Here is a 26,175-nt window from a genome sequence, read left to right as displayed (position 1 = left end):
CTAGTACTTATTTTAAAAAGGCACCATATATCATATGGCACCTTTTTTAAAAACTATTTTAGTCTTCTTCCCAAGTCCACTCATATATATTGTGAAGTAAAGCCCAATCGTGCCCATGAGTGTGCATAGGTTGTTTTCCTACATTTAGTCTCTTATCTCCTAAATAAGTATGATTAATTCTTACTAACCAACAGTTTGGTAAATCTCCCAATGTACTAGCTCCAGTTTCACCATCCCATTGAGCTAATTTCCAATATTTATTTGCTTCATCTAAGTCTATAGCAGTCATAGCTTTATCCAGGTATTCCATAACCTTAGGATTATCATAAAAAGTTATATTAGCCCATCCATGGCCTGCCCTTTCAGGATCATGAGATTGATAGAATTGATTAGGATGATGTCTACCACCTGCATATAAAAGAGCATGTTCATGAGCTTTTGTCACCATTTCATCCCAGTTACTTCCTACTACTTTAATATTTATCCCCAGACTTTTAGCCTGTTCTGAAGCTGCAATAGCTACATTAGTTCTTAACTTATCATTTGTAGGATAATATAGTTCAAATTCTGCTTTGATACCATCTTTTTCACGTATTTTATCTTTGCCTTCTTTCCATCCAGCTTCATCTAAAAGTTTATTAGCTTCCTCTACTCTGCCATCCTCAATAGCTGTTTCTGAATTCCACCATGGCATACCATCTATAACTGAATAAGCTGGCTTTCCATGACCATTTAGAACTATATCTACAATTTCCTGTCTATTAAGCCCTATATTTAATGCTTTTCTTATATCTGGATCACTTGTAACCTCATTTCCTACAGGATATCCATCTGGTGATTCAGTTTGACCAGGTTTAACATAAGGTAATGATAATCCTCTAACGTCATTGGACTCATACTCAAATAATTTCCAGCCTGGAATCTCCTCATCTGCAAATTCAGGTATGGCATATACAATATCTACTTTTCCTGCCTTAGCTGCAGCAAGAGCAGTATTCTCATCTAAACAAACCCAAGTCCATTTTTTAAAATATGGCTCCTCTCCATGCCAATATGGATTAACTTCAAAAATAGCTTGCTCATCCTTATCAAATTGAGTAACCATATATGGGCCTGAACCTATAGGATTTTGAGTATAATTATCATCGTAATGAGCCTTTGGCACTATAGGAACTTCTGTAAGTTGTGCCCAAAATGTGGAGCGTGGTTCATTTAAATATATGTCTATTTTATTTTCTTCAGGAATTTCTATTTTCTCAATAAATGCTAAATCCCAATGTTGACCATAATCTTTTAACATTTCATAGGAAAACTTAACATCCTCTGCAGTCACCAGCTCACCATTAGAGAATTTAAAATTATCATGAAGATCAAAACTCCATACTTTCCCATCTTCTGAGATACTATAGTCTTTAGCGAAATCTCCAACTATATCTAAATCTGCAGTTTTCATAAGTAATGTACTATGTATAATATGTCCTTCATTATACATTCCCCATCTTTTCTTTGGATCAAATTCATGGGGTATCCTTTCTCCCATTGAAACAATTAATTCATCCTTCTTTGAGCTAGATTCTTTTGTTTCATCTTTCTCTAATTTAGACTCTGTATTATCAGTTTCATTTACATCCTGATTACCTACTTCATTAGCTTTACATCCTACAAGAGTTCCCATGATAACTACAAGTAGGAGCATAGATATGATTTTTTTATATCTCTTCACTTAATTCAGTCCTTTCTATTTATTAGCTATTTTAAAACAAAAACTAAATTTAATTGATTAAATTTGATTTTTGAACTAAACTAAGTACAATTATATTGATAATAATTATCAATATCAACCCCAAAAAATAGTATTATGCTCCAATAATTAAAATTTCCCATATTCTTTAAATTTATTTCTATAATCTGTTGGGGTTAGTCCAGTAATTTTTTTAAATGCACTTGAATACTTACTTGGATTTTCATATCCTATACTTTGGGCTATACAAATAATTGGTAGACTTGTCTCCTCTAGAAGATTTTTACTATAATCTATTTTTGTTTTACGAATAAATTCGTATGCTGTAGTCCCTTTTGTCTCTTTTATTCTTTTTTGTAATCTATATGTATTTGTATTTAATTTTTCTGCTAAATCTTTTATAGAAAGTTGGTTTTCTAAATTATTTATTATAATTTTCTTTGCTTTACATATATAATCATCTTCATTTCCACATTTTAATAAACATCTTTCATCTAATTTAAACTTAAAAATTGATGCAAAACAGTTTAATACTAATTCATTAATTTTTATATAATCTATAACACTTTTTGGACTAATATATTTTATTTCATTTACCATTTCATTTATAAAATTTGGTGCTTTTTCTATAACAATATGGTTTTCTTTACATATTATATCTATAGAATTTTTCCAATCTAAAAAACAATCCTCTGATCTTATTAAAATATTTTTAAAATATTTTAAGTCTATAAATAAACACATTGATTTATATTTTGAAAATTTATGAGTAATTTCTCTATTTATTTTTGATTGTCTTAAAAATTTTATATCTCCTTTTTTTATACAATATTTCTCTCCACAATTTATTTCTTTATTTCCTTCTAAACAATAAGATACTATTAATAAATCCATCTCATTTTTATTTTTTATAGAGTATTTGCACTCTGATAAAATATCAAAAATCCCTATTTCTAATTTATCATTAATAGGAATTCTTAAAATTTCTCCAATTCCTATTTCTTTTGAAAAAGTATATTTAGTACCTAATATCTCAAGACTTTTAAAACAGGAAAACTGCTTTTCTATTTCTTGGAAATATTTATCTATTATAAAACTTTTATCCCCATTCATGAAAATCCTCCTTGTTAATAATCCATATCAATAAGAGTATACCATATTCTTCTATTTCTGTACTAAAGTTTAAATTATTGTTTTTCTGATCTATTATTTTGGTAATCTATAAGCACATATCATGAAAATAATATATTTAAATAAAAACAAAAAGACATTAGTTTATCCTAATGCCTTTCATGTGTATAAATCCATCCTGCGATTATAGCTGTTATAGGGGCTATTAATACTAATCCTATACTACCTATCAATGTTCTCATAATTTCTGCTGCTACGATTTTCAAATTAACCATTCTTTCAATACTTGAGTTCTTTTCCATAAATAGCATTAGTAATGTTAAATATCCTCCTGAATAAGCTAATAAAAGGGTTGTTGTCATTGTGCCTATAACTGATTTTCCCACGTTAAATCCTGATTCTATTAATTCCCTCATATGAATATCTGGTTTTTTGCTCTTTATTTCTTCCATAGATGCTGCTATATCCATTCCAATATCCATAGCCGCTCCTGCAGCACCTATAACTATAGCTGCATAAAAAATATGTTGCATATTTAAATCCATATAGCCATTGTATAAAAGAGTTTCAGCAAAGGGTGCAGTCATACCATTTAATCTTAGTGGTTCTCCAAAGATTAATGTAAGTCCCATGGTAATAAAAAGACCGCACATAGTTCCTATAAAGGCAATGATTCCTTTTTTTGTCACTCCAGCTACTAAAAATATAATAATAGCTGTAATGACAACTAATGAAATCCCAGTTAAGACTAAGGGACTTTTACCACTTAATAATCCTGGTATGAGAAATTTATAAATAATAAATAAACTAGATATAAATGAAAGTAAAGCTTTTAATCCTGTAAATTTAGCATATATAATAAGACAAAATACAAATATTAAAAATAGTATAAGTAAACTCTTTTGTCTATATAAATCAATTGCCTTTGCAGATACAACAATGTCATTTTCTACTAATAATCCAGCTATAATAATATCCTCAGGATAGTAATAATTATCTATTTCCATTTTTCCCATTAGATGATTTACAGCATTTATTTCTTTACCTTTGAATTTTCCTTCTAATACTCTTATTATAAGGCTTTGATCCCCTATCCTTGTTATTCCAGATTGTATGATATTACTATCATCTATATGGGTTACTTCGGCCTTTACTTCCACTATATTATCAGATTCAACTTTCCCTTTATTTTCTACTACTACAATTCCTATAAGTATTAATATTGAAATTACAACAAATATAATTGGGGCTATCTTTTTTATCATTAGTATCCTAATACTTCTCCTAAAGTTTTTCCTATCTCTGTATTGTCTTTATAGCCACCAAATTCATTTGCATTGACACCAATAGCAGACATTGGTATAGCTGTTCCTGAGTGAGCAAATGTTGTCCAAAATATATTGGCCCTTTCCGAAATAACATGAGTAGTGGCAATAGCTACAGGGTCATAGGATCCATAATTTCTGGAATCTTCTATATTTTTATCTACCTTGTCCATAGCTTCTACAATACTAGCTTTTTCTTCTTTTGTTAAATCCTTCAATCCAAGGCTTTCACCAATATATTTAAAATAACTTTCCTTATCACCAGTATATTTATTTTGTAGTGTATCCTCTATGGAAATATTTACATCTTTAATATGGTCTAAATCTATAAAATATTCATTACCAAATCCCATTCCTAATCCACCTGTCTCATGGTCTCCCACTACTACAATTAAAGTTTCATCAGGATGTTCTAAATAAAAGTCATAAGCTTCCTTTACAGCTTCATCGAATGCTAATGTATCATGAATACTACTTGGTGCATCATTTGCATGGCAAGCATGGTCAATTCTTCCACCTTCTACCATTAGAAAAAATCCATCTTCATATTTAGATAATACATCTATACCTTTTTCAGTAATTTCAGCTAAACTTGGAGTTTTATCTTCCTTCATTCGATCAATTTCATATGGCAAATGGCTGTATGAAAAAGTAGCGATTACTTTTTCCTCTGCTCCCGGCTCATAGTCTCTAAACTCATTTACTGTTGACTCATTATAAAAAACTTCATATCCTTGTTCCCTAAATTCATTTAATACATTTCTTTCATCAGTACGTTTTGATTTTCCACCAATCCAATTTTTAGGAGCAAAATGCCTATATCCTCCTCCTGCTAAAAATTCTACACCACTATCTAAATAATCAACAGCTATCTCATCTTCGTTATTTCTACTTGCATTATGAGAAGCAAATACAGCTGGAGTTGCATGGGTTAATCTTGTTGTTGTAATCATACCAGTAGCTAATCCTTTTTCTTCTGCCATTTCAATTAAAGTTTTTACATTTTTACCGTTAGGCAATTGTGCAATCATTCCGTTATTTGTTTTGTAACCAGTTGCCAATGCTGTCCCTGCTGCTGCAGAATCAGTAACTAGAGTATCAAGTGAATGGGTAGTATTCATACCTGCTACCGGGAAACTATTCATGGTTAACTTTAAATTGTCATCTCCTTCAACCTGTTGTTTGTAATACTCAGCAATTTGTCTTTGTGATGCTCCTAGGCCATCTCCTATCATATAAAATATATATTTTGGAGCTTTTGCTGATTTATTGCTTACTGTTTCCACTACTACTTTTTCCTTTGTCACATTTTCCTTTACCTTGTCATTTGCAAAGCTTACACCACCTAAAGCCTCAATGGAAATAATGGAGATGCAAAGTGCACTTACCATTATCTTTGTTAATGAACCCTTTTTAAACATCTAATCCCTCCTAATCATTATTTCAAATACATCATATGTCATTTACATTAGAAAGAGATTAGATAGGAGTAAACTTTATGTAAATTATTTTATTATACTTTTACAACAGGAATCCAGACTTCAAACTTTTTTATCCTTAATTTATATTGTATCATTTTATTCTAGTCTAAATCTTATTAAATAAAAATAAACCTTATAACAGCTATTTAAAGCAATTATAAGGTCTATATCCCATACTAAATTTTCTTCATATTTCGGACTTCCTCTGCTACCCTTTTTATTTCATCCATATCATTTGATATAGATGCTTGTACTGATACGGCTATACTACCTTCTACAATAGGTGTATCTAAGATGAAAACTTTTTCTCTTATCTTATCATCTAACATTTCAATTGCTAGTTCTGAACTCATAATAGAACTTCCTATATCTACAAGTATTCCAACTCCATCTCCATCATAAGCTTTTTCTATAGATTCCTTTATCAATATGGGATCAGTACCTATTCTGCCGTCTGAAGTACCTCCTGCTGATATTATTTTCAAATCTTTTCCTGCCATTTCATAACATAGTTCTACTACACCTTGTGAAATCTTATTGCTGTGAGATATGATGACTAATCCAATCATAGATATCCTCCTAATTTTCTTCTAAAGTTTCATTTATTGACTTTATCATGATATAGGTAGAAGTAGCCCCAGGGTCCTGATGTCCAATACTTCTCTCTCCTAAATAGCTTGCCCTGCCTTTTTTAGCAATTATAGTCTTAGTGTATTCTACACCTTCTAAGGCTGCCTTTTCTGCTTTTTTAAATGCAGCTTTAGTATCCTCTCCTTCATCATATGCTTTTTTTAAGGCTTCAAAGGCTGGTATCAAGGCATCTAACATTGTTTTGTCTCCTTGATTTGATTTTCCTCTCATCTTAATACCTTCTATTGATTGTTCAAATATATTTAGGACATCTTCTTTATCTATATCCATTTTTCCATTTACTACAGCAGAAGATTTTAAAAATGCAGTTCCATATAAAGGCCCTGAAGCTCCTCCTATTGTGGATATCAAGGTCATAGCTACAGTTTTTAATATATAACCCCAATCCTTTCCCTTCATCTCATCTAATTTGTCATTTACTGCATTAAAACCTTTGCTCATATTTATACCATGGTCTGCATCTCCTATTGCTCTATCCAGTTCTGTTAAATACTCCTTATTTTCTATTATATTTTTTGCTATATTTTCTATTGTCTTTATTGCTAGATCTATATTGTACATATTTATCCCTCCAATGTTAAATTATAGCTGTTTAAAAGCAGGAGTATCAGCTTTTTCCTCTAGTAATTCTTTCAGTTCATCATCTAGTTTCAATAATGATAGGGAAGCTCCTGCCATCTCCAAAGATGTCATATAATTCCCTACTATGGTCTTAGATACTTTAATTCCCTTTTCATTTAATAGATTATGCATTTCCCTATTTAATATATATAACTCCATTAGAGGAGTTCCACCTAGTCCATTTATCATTACTGCTACTTCCTCATTTTTTTCTAACTTCATATCTTCTAATATATTATTAAGCAATATGGATGCAATTTTATCAGCAGTTTTTATTTTTTCCACACGAATTCCTGGCTCTCCATGGATACCTAGTCCAACTTCCATTTCATCTTCTTCTATTTCAAAACTAGGTTTACCCACTTCTGGAACTATACAAGGAGTTAAAGACATACCCATGGATTTAACATTTTTAATTACCTTTTCTGCTACTCTCTTTACATTGTCTAAGTCCATTCCCTTTTCTGCTGCTGCTCCTGCTATTTTGTGTACAAGTATAGTACCAGCTATTCCCCTTCGTCCTACAGTATATGTAGAATCTTCTACTGCCACATCATCATTAACTATTACTTGCTGAACCTCTATGCCTTCCATTTGTCCTAATTCTGCAGCCATTTCAAAATTCATTACATCTCCTGAGTAGTTCTTTATAATCAGTAGTACTCCTGCTCCACCATCTACTGCTTTTATTCCATTAAATACCTGTTCAGGTGTAGGAGATGTGAATACTTCTCCTGCCACTGCTCCATCTAACATACCTAATCCAACAAAACCCGCGTGGGCTGGTTCATGACCACTACCTCCACCACTTATTAGACCTACTTTTCCCTTTACTGGTGTATCTTGCCTAACTAGTACATGAGTGTTTTCTACCCTCTTTAAATATTCTGGATGAGCTTTTATCATACCTTGAAGCATATCTTCAACTACATTTTCACTATCATTGATTATCTTTTTCATAATACATACCCCTCCTTATTTCATTGGTTTTATTAGGTTTCTACTGCTATGACTATCCCCTGATGTAAACTCAATTCCTCCTTTCAAATTATATAAGACATCCTTATCCCTATTTAAAAATATGAATTGTATAAAAATAATATGCTTATAAAGTAATTTCACATATCCAATACTTTTAATTTATAAAACCTTTCTATTCCAATTTATTTCTTTAATTTTAAATTTTCTTATTTTTGTTAATTATCTGAGATACTTTATAAACATTTATACCCTAAGATTTATAAAATATAGAATATATATAAGTATATTTATACTTAAAGTATAAAAATAAACCTTATAAAAGCTATCTTAAGCAATTATAAGGTTTATTTTTTCTTGTTTATAACATATTCTTTGAAGAATTGTGGTATTTGTATTATTAAATTTAAGGATTTTAATACTATGATTTAACTATAGTATTTATTATATTATTCATATTATGAACTAATCCTTCCCAGGAAAAAGATTTTATTTTATCTTCCATATTTTTATAGCAATATTTCTTTTCTCTTATCTTTTCAATTTGGCATAGTATAGCTTCTCTTAAGTTTTCTTTAAACTCTGGTAAATCTTCCTTAACAGGTTTATCTGTATCATATATTCTAGGAAGTGGTACATATTTAATTATGCCAGATTCTTTTATCTCTTCTCCTAAAAGTGCCATTAATGCTTCTATTTCTGTAGTCACTACATACAGTCCACAGGCCAAGCTCTCTATAGCCATAAGTCCTAATCCTTCATAGTAGGAAGGCATTAGAAATATATCTTTCTTCCTTAGTTCATCTCCTAAAGCTACTTGGTCTTTTACATTATATACTCTTATGCTAGTATCTCCTTGAATATAAGTTTCTATTTTCTTTTTATTTTCTTCATTAGGACTTCCTATAATGTCTAAAGTTGCATACTCCAATCCTAAAGACTTATAAACCTCTATAAGTTCATAAACTCCTTTAGATGGGTCTATTTTGGCACAGAATACAAGTCTAACTTTATCATCATATTCTTTTTCTTTTGGAGGATAGAAAATATTTTGATTATAACCTCCACCTACAGAAATTATCTTATTCCTATCTATACCATATATATCTACTATTTCATCCTTTTGCTGTTCAGAAATTGAAAACACATTATCTAATTCATGTATTTTATCCGCATATTTATCTTTCATATGTGGATTCATTTTAGATTGTCTCAAATCAGTATTGTGACATAGTCCAATAATTTTTGTATCAGGGAATACTTCTCTAACTAAAGAAGTCAAAATCCAAAGATGATGTGCAAATATAATATCTGGATTAAAATCCTTCTTAGCTTTTTCTAGTCTTTTTCTAAAGGCTTCTTTCCAAATATCCACCATTTCTTCAGTCATGGATGAATATAAAGTATTTTCATAAGGCATAACATCGCTCATACCAACTATAGGAAAAGGTAGTTCTTCACTCTTAAAGGCTACAGGACATTGATGCTCATTATCTAAAATATCCCATAGATTTTTATCTTGGTACCCAAAGATAGCCCTTTGTTCATGATTATATTTTTTAAAACCTTCTATCATATTGGAGTAATATACTCCTGAACCTGTTTTTGATGGCAATTGTGCCAACACATGTAATATTTTCATATTTCCCTCTTTTCCATTTCTACATATATTTTATTACCTATTTGAAGTTCTTCTTCATTATTAAGTCTAATCATTTTATACTTATTATTTTTATACTCTATAATATATTCCATAAAAGAACCTTTGAAAATTTTACCTACCACTGTAGCCTCTTCTCCATTTTTAGATAATTTAATAGATTCTGGTCTTATAAAAAAACCATTATCCATATTAGTTGTCCCTATAAATTTAAGAGCAAACTCTGTTTTAGGATTTAAGTATATATTTCTTGCTGTGTCTATTTGTTCTATTTTACCTTTGTTCATCAAGATTATTCTATCAGCTATTGAAAATGCATCTTCTTGATCATGTGTTACAAATATCATAGTAATATTAAAAAGATCCCTTATTCTAAGAAGTTCTTCACGCATGGTAATCCTAAGTTTTGTATCTAGATTTGAAAAAGGTTCATCTAATAATAGTAGTTTAGGTTTTACTATTAAAGCACGACCTAAAGCTACCCTTTGTTGCTCTCCACCTGATAATTGGGTAACCTTTTTGTTTTCATAACCTTTTAAGTTTAGAATTTCAAGCATTTTTTTTCCTTCTATTAGAGCATCTTTTTTCTTGTATTTTCTAAATTTTAGTCCATATATTATATTTTCTATTACAGTCTTGTGTGGAAATAATCCATAGGATTGGAATACAGTTGCTATATTTCTCTCCTCTGGTCCTATATTTTCTATATTTTTATTATCTAATATAATTTCTCCACTATCTATTTGAATAAATCCACCTATAGATTGGAGTATTGTGGTTTTTCCACAACCTGAAGGCCCAAGGATACAGACTATTTCCTTTTCTTTTACAGAAAAAGTAATTTCCCTTAAAGCTTCTATATCATTGTAATATTTAGTTAATCTTTTAATTTCTAGAAACATTTTTTCTACTCCCGTTAAATATTCTATAGGATAATAAGCTAACTGATAAACATATTATAATTATAGTGCAAGAAAGTACAGAAGCTATCTCATACTTTCCACTAGATACTAAATCAAACAGTACTAAAGTTGCTACTTTCCTACTTGGATATACTAAAAATATTATGGATCCTATGGTTGTCATTGAAGATATAAAAGCATTTGTAAAAGAAAGAAATAATCCTGAGTAACTCATAGGAAATACTATGTCCTTTAATATATGTAGATTATGAGCACCCAAATCCTTTGCTGAATTTAAAGTTGGCCTTTCTATTTGGGTCATACTATTTTGTATTGTCCTAATAGACATAGGTAGCTGCCTAAATATAAGATTTAATATAACTATAATAGCTGTCCCCGTTAACTTCAAAGGATTCTTATTAAAAGCAAAAATATATCCTAAGCCAAAAAAAGTTCCTGGTACTATATAGGGCATATTCCCAATAAAATCTAATATTTTCATATACCTATTATTTCTAATATAAGAATAATAAGATAGTATTAAACCTATTAAACTTGAAAAAACTCCTGCAATTAATGAATATCCTATACTCCTTATGAAGCTATCTTTAATATATGGAATACTTTCTAAAATGTTATTTATTGTAAAATAGGTCTCTCCCTTATATTTATCTGTAATAGCAGATATAAAAATCGCTAAATATTGAATTATTAGCCATAATATAAAAAACAAAGCCAAGCCCTTTACTAGATGATATAATCCTGTCTTTTTAATTGTTGCCTTAGATTCTTTTAAATTTTTAGAAGCACTTTTTTGCTGCTTTGAAAAATAACTATATACTGTAAAAACTATTACAGAAGGAATAAAAAGTACCACTGAAATTGCAGATGCCCTCGGAGAATTCCCCTTGGCTATAATAGATAAATAAGCCTCTGTTGCTAAGGTATTAAATGCACCACCTATTATCATAGGGCTTGAAAAATCTGCCATTGATCTAATAAAACTCAACAAAAAACATACAGCTATGGCTGGTTTCATCAGAGGGATTACTATATCTATTAAAATATTAGTAGTCTTTGCCTTTAAAGATTTAGCAGATTCTATCATAGTATTATCAAAATGATCTAAATATCCTATTAGTAAAACTGAATTTAATGATGTAAATCCTAAAGTTTGTACAGATACTATTCCCCATAAACCATAGGGATTTATAGATAATTGTAATATTTTTTTTGTTATAAACCCATTTCTACCAAATAACTCTATATAAGTTAGAGACCCTATAAATGGGGGTGAAACCATAGTAAGGAGTAATATAAACATTATGACTTTCTTTTGTCTCTCTGTAATAAAAAATGTCATAAGGGATAAAGCCAATGCAAATATAGTAGACAAAAAAGCCGTAATACTTGCAGATATTATTGAATTTTTTACTAAGTAAAATTCCTCGTTTAGAAAAAAAAACTCTGATAGATTAAATTGTCCATCTCTATATAATGCCTTACTAAACACTGATATAAACGGGTATAAAACAAAGACTAAAATCAAAATAATTATACACATTTTCAGTATTAAATCCATTATATCTAAAGTCTTGTTCTTTATACCCATTTAATATCACCTATATTATTTTCCTTTAGTTATTTCTCCCCATTTTGTCAATATATCTTCTCTCATTGTACCAAAAGTGGAAATATCTTGGTCTATTAGTTTATCTTTTGGTAGACCTAAATCATAGCCTTCTATTCCTTCTTTTATCATTTGGGCACTATCTTTTCCGTCTAATTCTGAAAGCATTTTTTGATTTTCATCTCTTAACATAAAGTCTATAAATGCCTTTGCTATATCTGATCCTTCTCCACCTTTAAAAATAGCTACTCCTTCTGGTACCCATGGAATACCATCTTCTGGATAGATTACTTTTAAATTGTTTTTCTCCGATACATCAAATGATCCTTTATCTGCTGGTATAATTCCTATGGAAAATTCTCCTGCTACTGTTTTCTCTTGTGGATCCTTCCCTCTTTTTCCGTAGAAAGGTATATTGTCATTCAACTTTTCAAGATACTCCCAGCCTTTTTCTTCTCCCATCATATCTAGGATTCCCTTTACTGCACCATAGTTAGTTCCTGATATAGCTGGATTTGCCATTATTATTTCATCTTTATATTTAGGATCTGCAAGTTCTTCCCAAGTTGTAGGTGCTTCTAAATTATTTTCTTTTAATAGTTCTTCATTTACTAAAAATCCAACAACTGTTAAACCTTTAGATAACCAATAATTATCACTATCTATAAAACGTTGGTCTATTTTATCTACTTCTTTTGGTACATATTGCTCAAGTAGTCCTGAATCCTTGGCTGCCATAAAAGCATCTATCCCACCACCAAACCATAAATCAGCCATAGGTTGTCCACCTTCTGCCTCAATTCTAGCAATAACTTCTCCACTACTCATAGATAAAAATTCCACTTCAGCATTTACTTCTTCTGAGAAAGCATCAAATAGCTCTACATATTTTTCAGATGTAGTAACTACATTCATAGTCCTACCTTCAAAATCATATTTTTCTTCTTCTGTATCCCCTGCATCCTCTGTAGCTAAATCTTCAGTTGATTCTATATCTGTATCTTCAGTTCCTTCTTGGTCATTTTTTGAACACCCTGTATAAATCAACATACTAAAAACGATTAACATAATTAATAAAACTCTCTTTTTCATAATTAATCTCCTTTAATAAATATTTTATTTTGTTTAACATGCTCAATCATAGCACCAAAATAAACCTAAGTATATTAGGCTGAAAAATAATATTCAATTGTAATTAGGAATTTAAAATTTATAGTATTAGATTAAGCACTTGATATATTGGCATATTTTGCTATCTTTAACAAAGACCAATAGCTCTTATATCTAAGAACTTAACAAATCTAGTAAGATTGATTATTGGAAAAGCTTTGTGAAAGGATAACAAACTTTAAAACTTGCTTCATGCCATGAAGGATTATCTCCTTGTCATGTAAAGAAATTGAATAATGAATTTATAGATAATATACTTCTAAAAACATTTAGAAATTTTTCCATTATTTAACACTCCTTTCGCTACAATTTTATCACAATAGAAATAGTTTTCAATAAGAATATAATATATATAAATTTTGTCCTTTATTTTATTTCTATCACTAATATTTCTTGTATTTTTAAAATATATTAAAGCTTATACATTGATAAAAAGCTAATTTATTAGCAAAAACATGGAAAAAATAGAGCCTTGTCCTAATATTGATTTTACTTTTATATATCCACCTTGTTCTGAAATTATTTTTCTAGCTAAAAATAATCCTATTCCAACACCTTCAATACTTTTAGTATTCTCTCCTCTATAAAATCGTGTAAATATCTTGTTAATATCTGACTCACATATGCCCTCGCCTTCATCCTTGATATCTATACGACAGAATAGCTCATATTTCATTATGGATACATTTATTTTCTTATTATCAGGACTATATTTCACTGCATTGTCTAATATATTAAAAATAGCTTCTTGAGTCCATTTATTATCATGGACAAGTTCCATATCTTCACCATTAAATATAATATCTATTCCCTTTTCTTCTGCTTTTTTAGATATCATTGATATAGCTTGTAGAACTGTTTGTGATATTAATTGATTTTCTGCATTTAATTTTATAATTCCCGCTTCCAGCCTTGACATCTTAATTAAAGATTCCATAAGCCAATTTAACTTTTCAATTTGATTTTCCATGTTTTTAGTAAATTCTATCCTTTTATCTTCATCAAGATTTCCATCTAGCAATAAAGAGTTGTATATATTTAAATTTGCCAATGGTGTCTTTAATTGGTGTGATATATCTGAAATTAATTCGGTTATAGAATCCTTTTCTTTTTTCTGTTTTATGCTATGTGATTTTAAAATATCTGATAGCTTTATAATCTGGCTTTGTAGTTTAGAAAGCATTGTATCTTCAATTGTAGAAAATGTATCTACAGGGTTATCATCTATTATTGATTCAATAGTTCGGCTTAATGCCTCCAGTGTATTTCCTACATTCTTGGATACTAATATCATAAATATGATACAGATCACTATTATGGACACAGAAAAACCTGACACTATACCTAGTATCTTTATATTAAAATCAGAAAGAAAATATGAAATTCCCCCGACAAAAAATAGAGAAAATACAATTATTAAGGTAATAGTAATAATAAATAAGTTTTTTATGGAATTTTTCAATTATTATCACTCCACATATACCCTATTCCAAAAACAGTTTTTATAAAAATAGGACTTGAAGGATCATCTTCAATCTTAGTTCTAAGTCTACGGATATTTACACTAATAGTATTTTCATCTATAAAATCTCCATCTATATCCCAAATTTTTTCAAGAATTTGAGCCCTAGTTAGTACCTTTCCTTTGTTCTTTATAAATAATCCTAGTAATTTTACTTCTACTTTAGTAATAGGTATGTCTAAATCATTTTTAGTAAGACACAATTTATCAAAGTCAAATTCAAGCTCCTTAAAGCTATATATATTACTTTCAGCTATTCTCCTCTTTAATACTGCTTTTATCCGTTCTTTAAGTATTGGGAGGGAAAAAGGTTTTGTTATATAATCGTCTCCCCCTGCCTTAAATCCCTTTACTATATCTTCTTCTGTATCTTTAGCTGTCAAAAAAATAATAGGGGTATTCATATCTTTTCTAATGTACTTACATAAATCTATACCACTTCTATCAGGAAGATTTATATCCAGTATTATTAAATCTACTTTATCCTTCAATAGTTTTTCAGCATTTTTTCCATTATATGCGGATAATACACCATATCCTTCACCTTTTAAAGCAAAGGATATGCCCTCATTTAATAATTTATCGTCTTCTATTATTAATATGGTACTCATTTAATCAGATCCTTTAATTTTGTTGCCTATATTATAACACAAAGAGGGCTATTTCTAGCCCTCTTTGTGTTATAAATTATTCTATTTCTCTTAATCTTTCAACTATACTTGTATTTTGAATATCACTAAAACTTAAAATAGGTATTAATACTGCAATAGCAATTAGTATAGGCATACAAATAAATATTGGAAGCAAAGTAAAATGGTAACTAAAAAATGACATTTGTCCTGCAAAAGAATTGACTCCTAGATAAATAATTGGCAATCCTATTAAAAAAACAACTATAAAAGTGATTAAAGCATAATATAGTCCTTCAAAAATAAGCATTTTCCTAAGTTGTTTTCTTGTCATACCTATACTTTGGATTGTAGCAAATTCTTGTCTACGAGATATAATGCTTGTAATTATGACATTAGTAAAATTTAGTATACCTATTAAAGCAATTATAAAGCTTAAAGTATATCCTACAGCAGTAAAAGTAGCTATCATCTCATTATACTCTTGTTCATAAATTGATTTTGAACGATAATCTAAAGTTGGCATTTCCTTTACCTTGTTTTGCATATAATTTTCTACATCTTCAATATAATCATCTTCCACATTAAATAAAGCAGTCATTATTGACATATTATCTGTATGCTTTACATACTCTGCTGATGGAATATATATATTACCTGCACCTACAATGAATTTCCCACTATAAATATATGATGGTAAATTATCAACAGCTGCCATTATAGTGTATTCCTTAGTTTTTCCATTGTCTGATGATAAGGTTATTTTATCACCCACATGATACATGTCGATATCCCTAGTTCTTTTTACTATTATTGCATAGTCCCCTGTTTTAAATGGCTCATAATCAAGTTCACCCTCAACTACATATTGGTTTAATAGTGGAAGTAACTCGTTGTCCATTCCATATACATCAATTAAAGTTTTCTTACTCATAAGGTTGTTCTCAAAAATATCTTTGTATTTATCATCTACTGTTTCCATCTTATCCTTCAATAACAATTCTATTTTCTCAGTAATAGGTACATTTACTTGCCTATTATATAATTTGTAAACACCTTCAACACCTTGAAGCTGTTCTATCTCCTTACATAATTCTTCTGTAACAGCATTGGAGTTTTCCTCATGGAAATTCCATCTATAATATGTAGCATCTCCTATGGAAAAATCACTTCCAACCCGTCTCTTTAAATATTCGTCCATATCAAATCCAGATACCATTGTATAGACACTATTTAACAATATCATACTAATAGACAGTGAGATTATAACTACAAAAGCTTTTTTCTTATTTCTAAATATATTTGAAAATGCCATCTTATGAAGTTTTGCTCCATTAGATGATTTCTTCAACTTTTTCTTTCCCTTATTAGATAATCCTGTATATTTGACTGCCTCAATAGGTGATGTTTTCGCAGCAATTTTGGCAGGTTTATAACAGCTTACTAACACAGTCCCTATGGAAAATAGAGCAGAACCAATAAATATAATCGGATTTATTGATATAGTAGAATGTGTTATAGTTGATATTTGCATAACATATGGCAAAAGAATTATTCCCACTAAATATCCAATGGCTAGTCCAATAGGAACACCTATAAGCGAAAGCATCATTGCCTGTTTGATAATTAGCTTTTTTAGTTGTCTTGAGGTTGTACCTATTGTCTTAAGAAGTCCATAAAACCTTGTATCTTTAATTATAGATATATAAAACAGGTTATAAATAATAAGATAACCACTTAGAACTATTAAAGATAATAAAACTACCAATGATAGTATATTACTAAGTTCCATTGATGAGCCACTACCTATATATGCCCAATTTACTCCATATTCAATATTATCTGGTTCAAATCCACTGTCATACAATATTTTAAGTAAATTTTCCTCAATATTATATTTATTATTTAGCATTACATCAAGATTAATTACACCTGCATAAGAACCTGTTTCTCTAGAATATTCCTGATCTATATCCGAAAGATTTTTTTCTATAAATTCTTTTGATACACAGGCTGCACTTGCCATAGATACTATATCCCCTTCATAATATCCAGTTAAAATAAAATCTTTACTATAATCCTCTTCATTGATACTATATTCTAGTGTAATATCCTGCCCCAATTCATAATTTAAACCTAACATATCTAAAGTTATGGTATCTAACACAATTTCATTTTCTTTTTTTGGCATATTTCCCTTCATAAGTGGTGTTATAAATCTATATTTAGCTTCATTTTCATCTACATAATTTATTTCAACTTGTCTTTTTGCAAGCTGTTGGTTTTCTGCAACAGCCACTGGAATAGTTATTCCATATTCTTTTATATCCTTATGTTCTTTTAATATTTCATATTCTTCTGTTGTAAGATATTTAAATCCTCCATGATTTGAGCCTCCTACTTGTCTCATAGTGCTATATTCAATGGATTTCATCATACTTACTCCTATGGTAAATACAGAGGTAAATAAAACAGTAGTAAGTATGATAGCTACTATAGCAAAATTATTTCTCATTCTATTGGTCTTAATGCTAGATTTCGCTAATTTATTTATAATAGCCTTATTATTATTTTCATACATTAATTATCACCTCTTATGATTTTCCCATCTTCTATTCTAATAATCCTATCTGCAAGCTGTGCAATTTCTTCATTGTGGGTAATCATAACTATTGTCTGATTGAATTTTTCACTGGTTATCTTTAAAAGCCCTAAGACTTCTTGACTTGTTTTACTATCTAAGTTGCCCGTAGGCTCATCCGCTAAAATTATAGCTGGTTTTGTAGCAAGTGCTCTTGCTATGGCTACTCTTTGCTGTTGACCACCTGATAGATTGTTTGGTAGATTATTAATCTTTTCAGAAAGTCCAAGGGTTTTTATAATATTGTCTAAATGCTTTTTATCTATTTTATTTCCATCAAGCTCTATAGGAAGTATAATATTTTCGTAAACATTTAATATAGGTACTAAATTATAGTTTTGAAATATAAAACCTATATTTCTACGTCTAAATACTGCCAATTCATCATCTTTCATTGAAAATATATCTTTACCACTTACATATACCTTGCCTTCTGTTGCCCTATCTAAACCTCCAAGCATATGTAATAATGTACTTTTCCCACTACCAGATGTACCTACAATTGAAACAAATTCACCTTTTTCTATTTCTAAATCCACTCCATCAAGAGCTTTTACTAAATTAATCTTTTCATCATAATACTTCTTTAATTTTTCTGTCTTTAATATAGTCATTGTAAAATCCTCCTTTAAATAAAAAATAGACCATAATTATCTTATGATCTAAATTATACATACTAGTTCTTACAATCCCATTACAAAGTAATATAAAATTTAATATAGCTAATTTAATTGATTAAATGTGCGTTTGGAGAAAATCGATATAATAAGGGAACAAATTATAGCTCCTATAAGGACAATTTCAGGAGAGTTTATCCAGTTTTGAAACAACCCTCCATATAATGCTTGACCAATAGGCATAGCACATAGAGATACTCCCAATAAACAAGAAATTACTTTTCCTACTATTTCAGGTGGAGTTTGTCTCTGGATAAATGTCATCATTTGAATGCTAAACATAGTTGCAAATATCATAATAAAAAATCCCATTGCAGATATTATAATATAGGTAAATAAAGATGATGTTGTATATGACAACACTAATACCATGGGAATAATTGAAAATGTACAAGCTATCAACAGATAGTGTAAGTTTTTAATGTTCAATTTTTTACTTAAAATCCCTGTAATAATCCCTCCAATAATTGACCCCATGGCTAATATCCCTTGTGCTATACCATATAATTCATCACTAAGATTTAAGGTTTTTATTATGATAGATGGCATACCTACAATAAGCATTGATGTTAAAAATAAATTAAATGCAGAAATTATCAATATAGATTTTCCTAAAATTGATTTCTCTTTTAATATAAAATTAATACTTAATGTCATATCATCTTTAATAATAGAAAATACACTACCTGAGGATTTACTTTTTTCAAAAGGAATTTTAATAAATATCTCTATGATTGCAGAAAAAATAAAGCATATTATACTTACAATTAAAATTGGCATAATTCCATAAGCACCGAAAAGAATTCCTCCAATTGCAGGTCCTATTAAATTAGCTAAAGAGCTAACTAAATTTATAATGGAGTTTCCCTGCATTATTTTATCCCTATCTAGAAGTAAAGGAATACTAGCCTGAACTGCTGGCTGATAAGTTCCTTGAATCCCATATAAAATCATTAAAATGATAATTAAAAATGGAACAAAAGATATGTTTTTATAAAATAAAACATAAACTAAAACAGTAATTGCTGTTAAAAAATCTAGAATTACCATTATATTTCGTTTGTTTTTTCTATCCGCCACAATTCCACCAATTAAAGACATGATTATCATTGGAATAAATGATAATGCTGAAACCAGTCCAAATAGAGCTACAGATCCTGTTTTTCTTAATAGATATAGTGGTAGAGCAAAACGTAAAATAGTGTTTCCAAATAATGAAATAATTTGCCCAATTATCACGAGCGTAAAATCTTTAGTAAATAATTTGTTTTCCATATGAAGCATCTCCTTTTATTTTAGATACCAACCGTTGGTATGTATCTGTTTTTTTAATAGCTGCCTTTAATTAGGCAGCTATTAAAATTTTATATTATCTTATTGATAAATTTTTCAATTTAATGATTTTTTCAGAAAGATTTTCATTGAAAATCTCCATTCCTATTCCTTTTAATAAAAGGTCATAAAACTTTATTTTGTTTACTAGTTCATCAACAGACACATCATAAACTAAGGGATTTAACCAAATATTAAAAAGTAATATTATTACTTCTGCTAATTCTTTAGGATAATCTGTTTTAATAGAACCATCTTGTATTCCTTCTTCTATAATTGGCTGCACATGGTTAGGAACAACCTCTTCTATAAGTCCCTTCATTTGCATAGCAAGTAAGTTAGGATTCTCCAATAATTTTGGTGAACTTAAAAACATTAAATCTTGATTTGGATTTTCTATAGATTTATCAAATATTTTTCTTAACTTTTCTAACCCTGTTAAATCCTCACTATTTATTATACTTAACATAGAATCTTCTGCAGAAGAATAAATACGTTGAGCTACAGACTCTAAAATTTCCTCTTTAGATCTAAAATGGTGATATATAGCTCCTTTGGTTAAACCTCCAAGGTTATCTACTATATCTTGAATAGAAGTATTCTCATATCCCTTTTGAGTAAATAGTTCTAAGGATACGTCTAAAATACGTTCTATTGTTTCTTCAGGATATTTATTCCTAGCCATAGTACCACTCCTTATCATGAACATACTAACGGTATGTTTACTTTAACACGATTTTATTTTCTTGTCAATTGATTGTTATTCCCACTTAACTTCTATAGAGTTTCTCTTATTTATAATATTTACAGATGTTATTGAGTTTCTTACTAAATAATATCCATTTTTTAAAGATTATGATAAATTAAATTGTCCGTCTCTATATAGCTCTTTATTTTTGAAATTTAAATGGTATAATATAAACACTAAATTTAAAATATTTATTTTTACTTCTTCTATAAAAATTATCATGTAGTACTAGAAACTATCTTTGTTTGATCAATTTTCTATGTGAAATATTCGATTACAGCATTACTAAAGTTGTTTAAAATAAGGTGGGAAATATATTCTTTGATTTCATTACTTTCTTCCTTAGGATAAACGTATTTAAATTTTCCATAAGGACCCCATTTTAATTGTCTATTTTCTTCATTCAAATCAAGTTGAGTTTTAGGAAATCTAGTAAGTATAAGTTCCTTGGCAGTAGCCGTAAATCTATGTTGTATCAGTTCAAAAGTAATTTTTTCATTGTAATCTCCTAATTGAGCTCTCAATTCATCTAATAACTCCTTATAATCAGTTTTCCAATTGTCATATCTCATAATAGGAGCAATAATAAATCCTATAGGATATCCAGCTTTTGCGATCTTTCTTGCAGCTTCTATTCTTTCATGAAAACTAGAAGTATTATGTTCAAATTTATTTATTACATATTTAGTATTAATACTGAATCTAAATTTAGTATGATTATTATGTTTTATCTTTAAAAAAGAATCTACATTATCATATTTAGTAATCACTCTAAGTCTACCATTTTTACTATTTGCAAAAAACTCTATACATTTTTTAAGATTTCCTGTCAAATGTTCAAGAGCGATTGAATCTGTAATACTCCCTGATTCAAAAGTAGTTATATTAGGTAAATTCTTATCTATGTGAGCTTGAATAACATCAAGTATATCCTGAATATTTACAAATACCTTCATAAAAGGTTTCTCCCCTTGAGTTGTTTGCAAGTAACAATATTCACAGTGGCCTGGACATGAACTTGATAGAGCAAATTGATAATCTGCTGATGGTTTACAAGGCCTTAATTTCTTTTCTTTAGTTATAGTTAAATAAATAGTTTTCTTTGCCTTAACATAATTTTCAGAAGGTGATTTACCTTCAATTGAAACATTTCTAGTTTCTATTATTGGAACATTTAACTTTTCTAATTGAGACTTAGCAAATTTGCCAACCTCATATTCTAAACTCCTAGGATTAATAAATGCTTTATCTGGTATAAAAAATTTCACTTTTTCCACCTCAATTATAATATAAGCCTCTTTAATGATATCTTCTAAAGTACTTATTGTACCAAAAGACCTATGAAAATATACTGTTTAAATCCTAGAAGTCTTAATCTAAAGGTATTTGTTTGATGTTTAAAATTTTTTCCTATTAAATAAAGTACTATTCATGTTTCTTTCTATAAACAAACTTAGTGTGTAGAAGTTCGTGAGCTTTTTCTCCATAAGGCTCTCCTAAAAACTCTTCATATATCTTTTTAATAGATTTATTTTTATATGAAAGTCTTAATTCTTTGTCTTTATCTACACCGTGAAGACCTTCCATACGTTTCTCTACTATTGAAACATCTCCATGTATAAATGGTTGTCCACCACCATCTATACATCCACCTGGACATGCCATTATCTCTATTACATCATAGTGCTCTATCCCTTTTCTCACATTGTTTAACAATTCCCTTGCATTACCAAGTCCACTTGCAACTGCAACCTTTAAAGTCTTACCATCTATTTCAATCTCTGCTTTTTTAATACTTTTTAATCCTCTTAAATCATTAAATTCTAGTTTTTCCAGATCCTTTCCAGTTATCATGTGATATGCAGTTCTTAAGGCTGATTCCAAAACTCCACCTGAAGCACCAAATATATCTCCAGCTCCTGATGATTCTCCTAATGGATTATCAAATTCTGTATCAGGTAGATCAGCAAAAGATATAGAAAAGTCCTTTATCATAGATGCTAATTCCCTAGTAGTAATTACATAGTCTACATCACTATAGCCTTCTCCACCTAGTTCTGGTCTTGCAGATTCATATTTTTTTGCAACGCAAGGCATAACTGATACCACTACTATATCCTCTGGGGAGATATTATTCTTATCTGCAAAATATGTTTTAACTATTGAACCGAACATCTCGTGAGGTGATTTGCATGTTGATGGTATATCCAGCATATCTCCAAAATTATGCTCAATAAATTTTACCCAACTTGGACAACAGCTAGTAAGTATAGGTAATTTTCCACCATTTTTTAATCTATGAACTAATTCTGCCGCTTCTTCCATAGTAGTAAGGTCCGCAGCAAAATCTGTATCGAAAACATAATCAAATCCAAGATTCTTTAATGCACTAACCATTTTCCCCGTTACTACCGTACCTGGTTCCATACCAAACTCCTCACCTAATGCCACTCTAACCGCAGGAGCAGTCTGAACTACAACAGTTTTATTACTTCTTAAAGCATCGTATACCTTTCCAACACTATTTACTTCTGCAAGTGCTCCAGTAGGGCATACTGCTAAACATTGTCCACAAAATGTACAATTAGTCCTATGCATAGGATTATTATATTGGGTTCCTATAACAGTATCAAAGCCTCTTCCAATATCTGTTAAAGTACCTACTGTTTGAACATTCATACATACTGTTTCACATCTTTTACATAGAATACATTTATTTGGATCTCTTACTATGGACAAACTACTATCATCTATTGGAAACTGTATAGTTTCTCCTTCAAATCTTATTCTATCTATATTAGCCATTTGTGCTAAGTCTTGAAGCTCACAGTTTCCATTTTTAACACATACTAAGCAATCTTTTGGATGATTAGACAATAAAAGCTCTATCATAGTCTTTCTTGTATTGATTACCCTTAAAGTATCAGTTCTTATTTCCATACCTTCTTTTGCTAATGTATTACATGCCGGAACCATCTTACCACGTTTTGTTTCAACCATACAAACTCTACAATTAGCTTCTTGATTTACTAGTCCCAGTCCATGTAAGTCGAGATGACATAGAGTGGGGATATTAACATTTACTTTCCTAGCAGCTTCTAGAATAGTACTACCTTCTTCTACTAAAACATCTTTACCATTAATTTTTAAATTTATCATAAGACACCTCTATTTTCTAATAATAGCTTTAACAGGACATGCTTCTAAACAAGCATTACATTTTATACACTTATCTCTATCTATTCCATGTCTGGATTTTGGTGACCCTGAGATTGCATCTACAGGACATTTCTTTTTACATATACCACATCCAATACAATTGTACATTACATAATATCTCAATAAATCTTTACATACTGAAGCTCTACAGGTCTGCTTAAGTATATGTTCTTCGTATTCTTCCTTAAAGTAATGCATAGAACTAATAACAGGGGTAGTAGCAGTTTTACCAAGGCCACATAAGCTTGCATCTGTAATTACAGTACAAAGGTCATTTAGTAAAACAAGATCATTGATTTCTCCTTTTCCTGATGTGATTTTTTCCAATATCTCAAGTACCCTCTTATTCCCTATTCTACATGGAGTACATTTTCCACAGGATTCATCTACAGTAAAATCCATAAAAAACTTAGCAATATCAACCATACAGTCATCCTCATCCATTACTACCATACCACCAGACCCCATTATGGAACCAATTTCCTCTAGGGAGATAAAGTCTACTTTAGTATCAAATAAATTTGGAGGTATACACCCACCAGAAGGTCCTCCTGTTTGCACAGCTTTAACTTTTTTACCGTCTGGTATTCCTCCACCTATTTCAAAAACTATTTCATTTATAGTAGTTCCCATAGGTACTTCTACAAGACCAGCATTAACTACTTTACCTACTAATGCAAATACTTTGGTCCCTGCAGAGTCTTCTGTACCAATGGATTTAAACCAATCAGCACCATTAGTAATTATCTGGGCTATATTTGCAAAGGTCTCAACATTATTTATTATAGTTGGCTTTCCAAATAATCCTTTTTCATAAGTTCTATATACTTTTGCCTGTGGCATTCCTCTTTTCCCTTCCACAGATTGAATTAAAGCAGTACCTTCACCACATACAAAAGCTCCAGCTCCAAGTCTAATTTTTAAATCAAAATCAAAGCCACTTCCAAGTATATTTTCTCCAAGTAAATTATATTCTTTAGCTTGTTCTATAGCTTTTTTAAGCATTACGACCGCTTTTGGATATTCCGCTCTAACATATAAATATCCATAGTTTGAACCTATAGCTTTTCCAGCTATTATCATGCCTTCAATAACGCTATGAGGATCTCCTTCAAGTATAGATCTATCCATATACGCTCCCGGGTCCCCTTCGTCAGCATTACAGATTACATATTTTACATCTGACTCTACACCTGCTGCACTTTCCCACTTCCTACCAGTAGGAAATCCTGCCCCACCTCTGCCACGAAGATTAGAATTTTTGATAATATCAATTGCTTCAGTGGTATCTAAGTCAAATAGAACTTTTTGCAAAGAAAAATAGCCACCTAGTGCAATATATTCTTCTATGCTTTCAGGATTTATAATGTCATAATTTTTAAGTGCAATTCTTTGTTGTTTTTGATAGAAGTCACCACTTAAAGTAATATTGTTATTTTCAACTATATACTTACTATCCTTAGATAGCCTGTCCAACAGTTTTGGATATTCAGTGTCTTTTATTTTTTCTAGCATGGAATTATTACTCATTCTTATCACCTGCTCTCAATTCATTTATTATAGTCTTAACATCTTCAATCTTAAAAAACGGATATACATCTTCATTAATATTTACTACAGGTGCCAAAGCACATTGTCCTACACATCTGGTTTCCACAATTGAAAACAATTGGTCATCTGTAGTTTCTCCTACTCCAATTCCTAATTCTTTAGAAAAAGCATCTAAAATATCATTCGCTCCTTTTACATAGCAAGCAGTACCCATGCAAACACTTATAGAATATTTGCCCTTTGGAATTAAACTAAATCTTGAATAAAATGTGATTACCCCATAAATAGTAGATCCTGGAATGTCCAATGTCTCGGCAATTTTAGTAACTACTGGTTTAGGAATATATCCAAATAAGTCTTGAGTTTTATGCAATACCTCAATAAGATCTGATTCGCTTTCAACACCATTTAAAAACTGGTTTACAACTTCATACTTCTCTTTTTCTTGGGTTATCATTTTTTCCCCTCCATATAAAAACATATTCATATAATATCTCTAATATTCCTGCCTTTTTAACATATCATAGCAAATATTTAGTAAAAACGAAAGATGTTTTTAGAATATT

At 29.9% G+C, this 26,175-nt stretch carries 21 protein-coding genes; all 21 read right to left on the bottom strand.

From position 1 onward, the window contains the following. Positions 1 to 58: 58 nt before the first annotated feature. The 21 genes from AC4PG3_RS03805 to AC4PG3_RS03705 all read right to left on the bottom strand — a co-directional run bounded on the left by AC4PG3_RS03805 (position 59) and on the right by AC4PG3_RS03705 (position 26,066). Entirely contained in the window at positions 59 to 1,723 is a 1,665-nt protein-coding gene (locus tag AC4PG3_RS03805; RefSeq protein WP_492197746.1) for an ABC transporter substrate-binding protein, read from the bottom strand. Between the two features lie 147 nt (positions 1,724 to 1,870). Continuing rightward, a complete protein-coding gene (locus tag AC4PG3_RS03800) occupies positions 1,871 to 2,854 on the bottom strand; it encodes a helix-turn-helix domain-containing protein (protein ID WP_492197745.1) in 984 nt (327 codons plus the stop codon). A 167-nt stretch (positions 2,855 to 3,021) separates the two neighbouring features. Then, positions 3,022 to 4,137 (bottom strand): YibE/F family protein, encoded by a 1,116-nt coding sequence (locus AC4PG3_RS03795; RefSeq protein ID WP_492197744.1) that lies wholly within the window; start codon positions 4,135 to 4,137, stop codon positions 3,022 to 3,024. Beyond that, entirely contained in the window at positions 4,137 to 5,618 is a 1,482-nt protein-coding gene (locus AC4PG3_RS03790; protein WP_492197743.1) for an alkaline phosphatase, read from the bottom strand. Before AC4PG3_RS03790 ends, AC4PG3_RS03795 begins: the two co-directional genes overlap by 1 nt. A 236-nt stretch (positions 5,619 to 5,854) precedes the next feature. Next, positions 5,855 to 6,247, bottom strand: a complete 393-nt coding sequence (gene dhaM, locus AC4PG3_RS03785; RefSeq protein WP_492197742.1) for a dihydroxyacetone kinase phosphoryl donor subunit DhaM — start codon at positions 6,245 to 6,247, stop codon at positions 5,855 to 5,857. A 10-nt stretch (positions 6,248 to 6,257) separates the two neighbouring features. Next, positions 6,258 to 6,890: a dihydroxyacetone kinase subunit DhaL gene (gene dhaL, locus AC4PG3_RS03780; protein ID WP_492197741.1), complete on the bottom strand. Its 633-nt coding sequence runs from the start codon at positions 6,888 to 6,890 to the stop codon at positions 6,258 to 6,260. Between the two features lie 21 nt (positions 6,891 to 6,911). Beyond that, a complete protein-coding gene (gene dhaK / locus AC4PG3_RS03775; protein ID WP_492197740.1) occupies positions 6,912 to 7,910 on the bottom strand; it encodes a dihydroxyacetone kinase subunit DhaK in 999 nt (332 codons plus the stop codon). 439 nt (positions 7,911 to 8,349) lie between these two features. Beyond that, positions 8,350 to 9,570 carry a glycosyltransferase family 4 protein gene (locus AC4PG3_RS03770; RefSeq protein ID WP_492197739.1) on the bottom strand — a complete coding sequence of 407 codons (1,221 nt, stop codon included), beginning with the start codon at positions 9,568 to 9,570 and terminating at the stop codon, positions 8,350 to 8,352. Then, positions 9,567 to 10,490, bottom strand: a complete 924-nt coding sequence (locus AC4PG3_RS03765) for an ABC transporter ATP-binding protein (RefSeq protein WP_492197738.1) — start codon at positions 10,488 to 10,490, stop codon at positions 9,567 to 9,569. Before AC4PG3_RS03765 ends, AC4PG3_RS03770 begins: the two co-directional genes overlap by 4 nt. Then, positions 10,474 to 12,102, bottom strand: a complete 1,629-nt coding sequence (locus tag AC4PG3_RS03760) for an ABC transporter permease (RefSeq protein WP_492197737.1) — start codon at positions 12,100 to 12,102, stop codon at positions 10,474 to 10,476. The genes AC4PG3_RS03765 and AC4PG3_RS03760 overlap by 17 nt, the downstream gene beginning before the upstream one ends. Positions 12,103 to 12,117: 15 nt before the next feature. Continuing rightward, positions 12,118 to 13,212, bottom strand: coding sequence for an ABC transporter substrate-binding protein (locus tag AC4PG3_RS03755; RefSeq protein WP_492197736.1), 1,095 nt, complete (start codon positions 13,210 to 13,212; stop codon positions 12,118 to 12,120). Between the two features lie 514 nt (positions 13,213 to 13,726). Further along, the gene (locus AC4PG3_RS03750; RefSeq protein ID WP_492197735.1) at positions 13,727 to 14,752 is read right to left on the bottom strand and encodes a sensor histidine kinase; all 1,026 of its coding nucleotides are present in this window, start codon (positions 14,750 to 14,752) and stop codon (positions 13,727 to 13,729) included. Continuing rightward, on the bottom strand, positions 14,749 to 15,423 hold the full coding sequence (locus tag AC4PG3_RS03745; RefSeq protein WP_492197734.1) for a response regulator transcription factor: 675 nt from the start codon (positions 15,421 to 15,423) through the stop codon (positions 14,749 to 14,751). The genes AC4PG3_RS03750 and AC4PG3_RS03745 overlap by 4 nt, the downstream gene beginning before the upstream one ends. 76 nt (positions 15,424 to 15,499) lie before the next feature. Then, positions 15,500 to 18,022: an ABC transporter permease gene (locus tag AC4PG3_RS03740; protein WP_492197733.1), complete on the bottom strand. Its 2,523-nt coding sequence runs from the start codon at positions 18,020 to 18,022 to the stop codon at positions 15,500 to 15,502. Beyond that, positions 18,022 to 18,696, bottom strand: coding sequence for an ABC transporter ATP-binding protein (locus tag AC4PG3_RS03735; RefSeq protein ID WP_492197732.1), 675 nt, complete (start codon positions 18,694 to 18,696; stop codon positions 18,022 to 18,024). The genes AC4PG3_RS03740 and AC4PG3_RS03735 overlap by 1 nt, the downstream gene beginning before the upstream one ends. Positions 18,697 to 18,804: 108 nt before the next feature. After that, complete coding sequence (locus tag AC4PG3_RS03730) at positions 18,805 to 20,034, bottom strand: MFS transporter (RefSeq protein ID WP_492197731.1); 1,230 nt, start codon at positions 20,032 to 20,034, stop codon at positions 18,805 to 18,807. A 94-nt stretch (positions 20,035 to 20,128) separates the two neighbouring features. Continuing rightward, entirely contained in the window at positions 20,129 to 20,776 is a 648-nt protein-coding gene (locus AC4PG3_RS03725; protein WP_492197730.1) for a TetR/AcrR family transcriptional regulator, read from the bottom strand. 320 nt (positions 20,777 to 21,096) lie between these two features. Continuing rightward, complete coding sequence (gene splB, locus AC4PG3_RS03720) at positions 21,097 to 22,107, bottom strand: spore photoproduct lyase (RefSeq protein ID WP_492197729.1); 1,011 nt, start codon at positions 22,105 to 22,107, stop codon at positions 21,097 to 21,099. A 157-nt stretch (positions 22,108 to 22,264) separates the two neighbouring features. Next, positions 22,265 to 23,998, bottom strand: a complete 1,734-nt coding sequence (locus AC4PG3_RS03715; RefSeq protein WP_492197728.1) for an NADH-dependent [FeFe] hydrogenase, group A6 — start codon at positions 23,996 to 23,998, stop codon at positions 22,265 to 22,267. Positions 23,999 to 24,007: 9 nt separating this feature from the next. Then, positions 24,008 to 25,588, bottom strand: coding sequence for a complex I 51 kDa subunit family protein (locus AC4PG3_RS03710; RefSeq protein ID WP_492197727.1), 1,581 nt, complete (start codon positions 25,586 to 25,588; stop codon positions 24,008 to 24,010). Continuing rightward, the gene (locus AC4PG3_RS03705; RefSeq protein WP_492197726.1) at positions 25,581 to 26,066 is read right to left on the bottom strand and encodes an NADH-quinone oxidoreductase subunit NuoE family protein; all 486 of its coding nucleotides are present in this window, start codon (positions 26,064 to 26,066) and stop codon (positions 25,581 to 25,583) included. Before AC4PG3_RS03705 ends, AC4PG3_RS03710 begins: the two co-directional genes overlap by 8 nt. Positions 26,067 to 26,175: the final 109 nt, after the last annotated feature.

The sequence above is a fragment of the Tissierella sp. QWL-11 genome (assembly GCF_058683765.1).
The sequence above is the reverse complement of the archived record's forward strand: the minus strand, read 5'-3'. Positions and strand labels throughout refer to the sequence as shown.

What these genes read in the sequence shown, in the direction of transcription:
- dhaM (WP_492197742.1), bottom strand. Translation starts at nt 6,247, where the DNA reads ATGATTGGATTAGTCATCATATCTCACAGCAATAAGATTTCACAAGGT.
- AC4PG3_RS03730 (WP_492197731.1), bottom strand. Translation starts at nt 20,034, where the DNA reads ATGGAAAACAAATTATTTACTAAAGATTTTACGCTCGTGATAATTGGG.
- AC4PG3_RS03770 (WP_492197739.1), bottom strand. Translation starts at nt 9,570, where the DNA reads ATGAAAATATTACATGTGTTGGCACAATTGCCATCAAAAACAGGTTCA.
- AC4PG3_RS03710 (WP_492197727.1), bottom strand. Translation starts at nt 25,588, where the DNA reads ATGAGTAATAATTCCATGCTAGAAAAAATAAAAGACACTGAATATCCA.
- AC4PG3_RS03715 (WP_492197728.1), bottom strand. Translation starts at nt 23,998, where the DNA reads ATGATAAATTTAAAAATTAATGGTAAAGATGTTTTAGTAGAAGAAGGT.
- AC4PG3_RS03735 (WP_492197732.1), bottom strand. Translation starts at nt 18,696, where the DNA reads ATGACTATATTAAAGACAGAAAAATTAAAGAAGTATTATGATGAAAAG.
- AC4PG3_RS03755 (WP_492197736.1), bottom strand. Translation starts at nt 13,212, where the DNA reads ATGAAAAAGAGAGTTTTATTAATTATGTTAATCGTTTTTAGTATGTTG.
- AC4PG3_RS03705 (WP_492197726.1), bottom strand. Translation starts at nt 26,066, where the DNA reads ATGATAACCCAAGAAAAAGAGAAGTATGAAGTTGTAAACCAGTTTTTA.
- AC4PG3_RS03725 (WP_492197730.1), bottom strand. Translation starts at nt 20,776, where the DNA reads ATGGCTAGGAATAAATATCCTGAAGAAACAATAGAACGTATTTTAGAC.
- AC4PG3_RS03740 (WP_492197733.1), bottom strand. Translation starts at nt 18,022, where the DNA reads ATGTATGAAAATAATAATAAGGCTATTATAAATAAATTAGCGAAATCT.
- AC4PG3_RS03795 (WP_492197744.1), bottom strand. Translation starts at nt 4,137, where the DNA reads ATGATAAAAAAGATAGCCCCAATTATATTTGTTGTAATTTCAATATTA.
- dhaK (WP_492197740.1), bottom strand. Translation starts at nt 7,910, where the DNA reads ATGAAAAAGATAATCAATGATAGTGAAAATGTAGTTGAAGATATGCTT.
- AC4PG3_RS03765 (WP_492197738.1), bottom strand. Translation starts at nt 10,490, where the DNA reads ATGTTTCTAGAAATTAAAAGATTAACTAAATATTACAATGATATAGAA.
- dhaL (WP_492197741.1), bottom strand. Translation starts at nt 6,890, where the DNA reads ATGTACAATATAGATCTAGCAATAAAGACAATAGAAAATATAGCAAAA.
- AC4PG3_RS03760 (WP_492197737.1), bottom strand. Translation starts at nt 12,102, where the DNA reads ATGGGTATAAAGAACAAGACTTTAGATATAATGGATTTAATACTGAAA.
- AC4PG3_RS03790 (WP_492197743.1), bottom strand. Translation starts at nt 5,618, where the DNA reads ATGTTTAAAAAGGGTTCATTAACAAAGATAATGGTAAGTGCACTTTGC.
- AC4PG3_RS03745 (WP_492197734.1), bottom strand. Translation starts at nt 15,423, where the DNA reads ATGAGTACCATATTAATAATAGAAGACGATAAATTATTAAATGAGGGC.
- AC4PG3_RS03800 (WP_492197745.1), bottom strand. Translation starts at nt 2,854, where the DNA reads ATGAATGGGGATAAAAGTTTTATAATAGATAAATATTTCCAAGAAATA.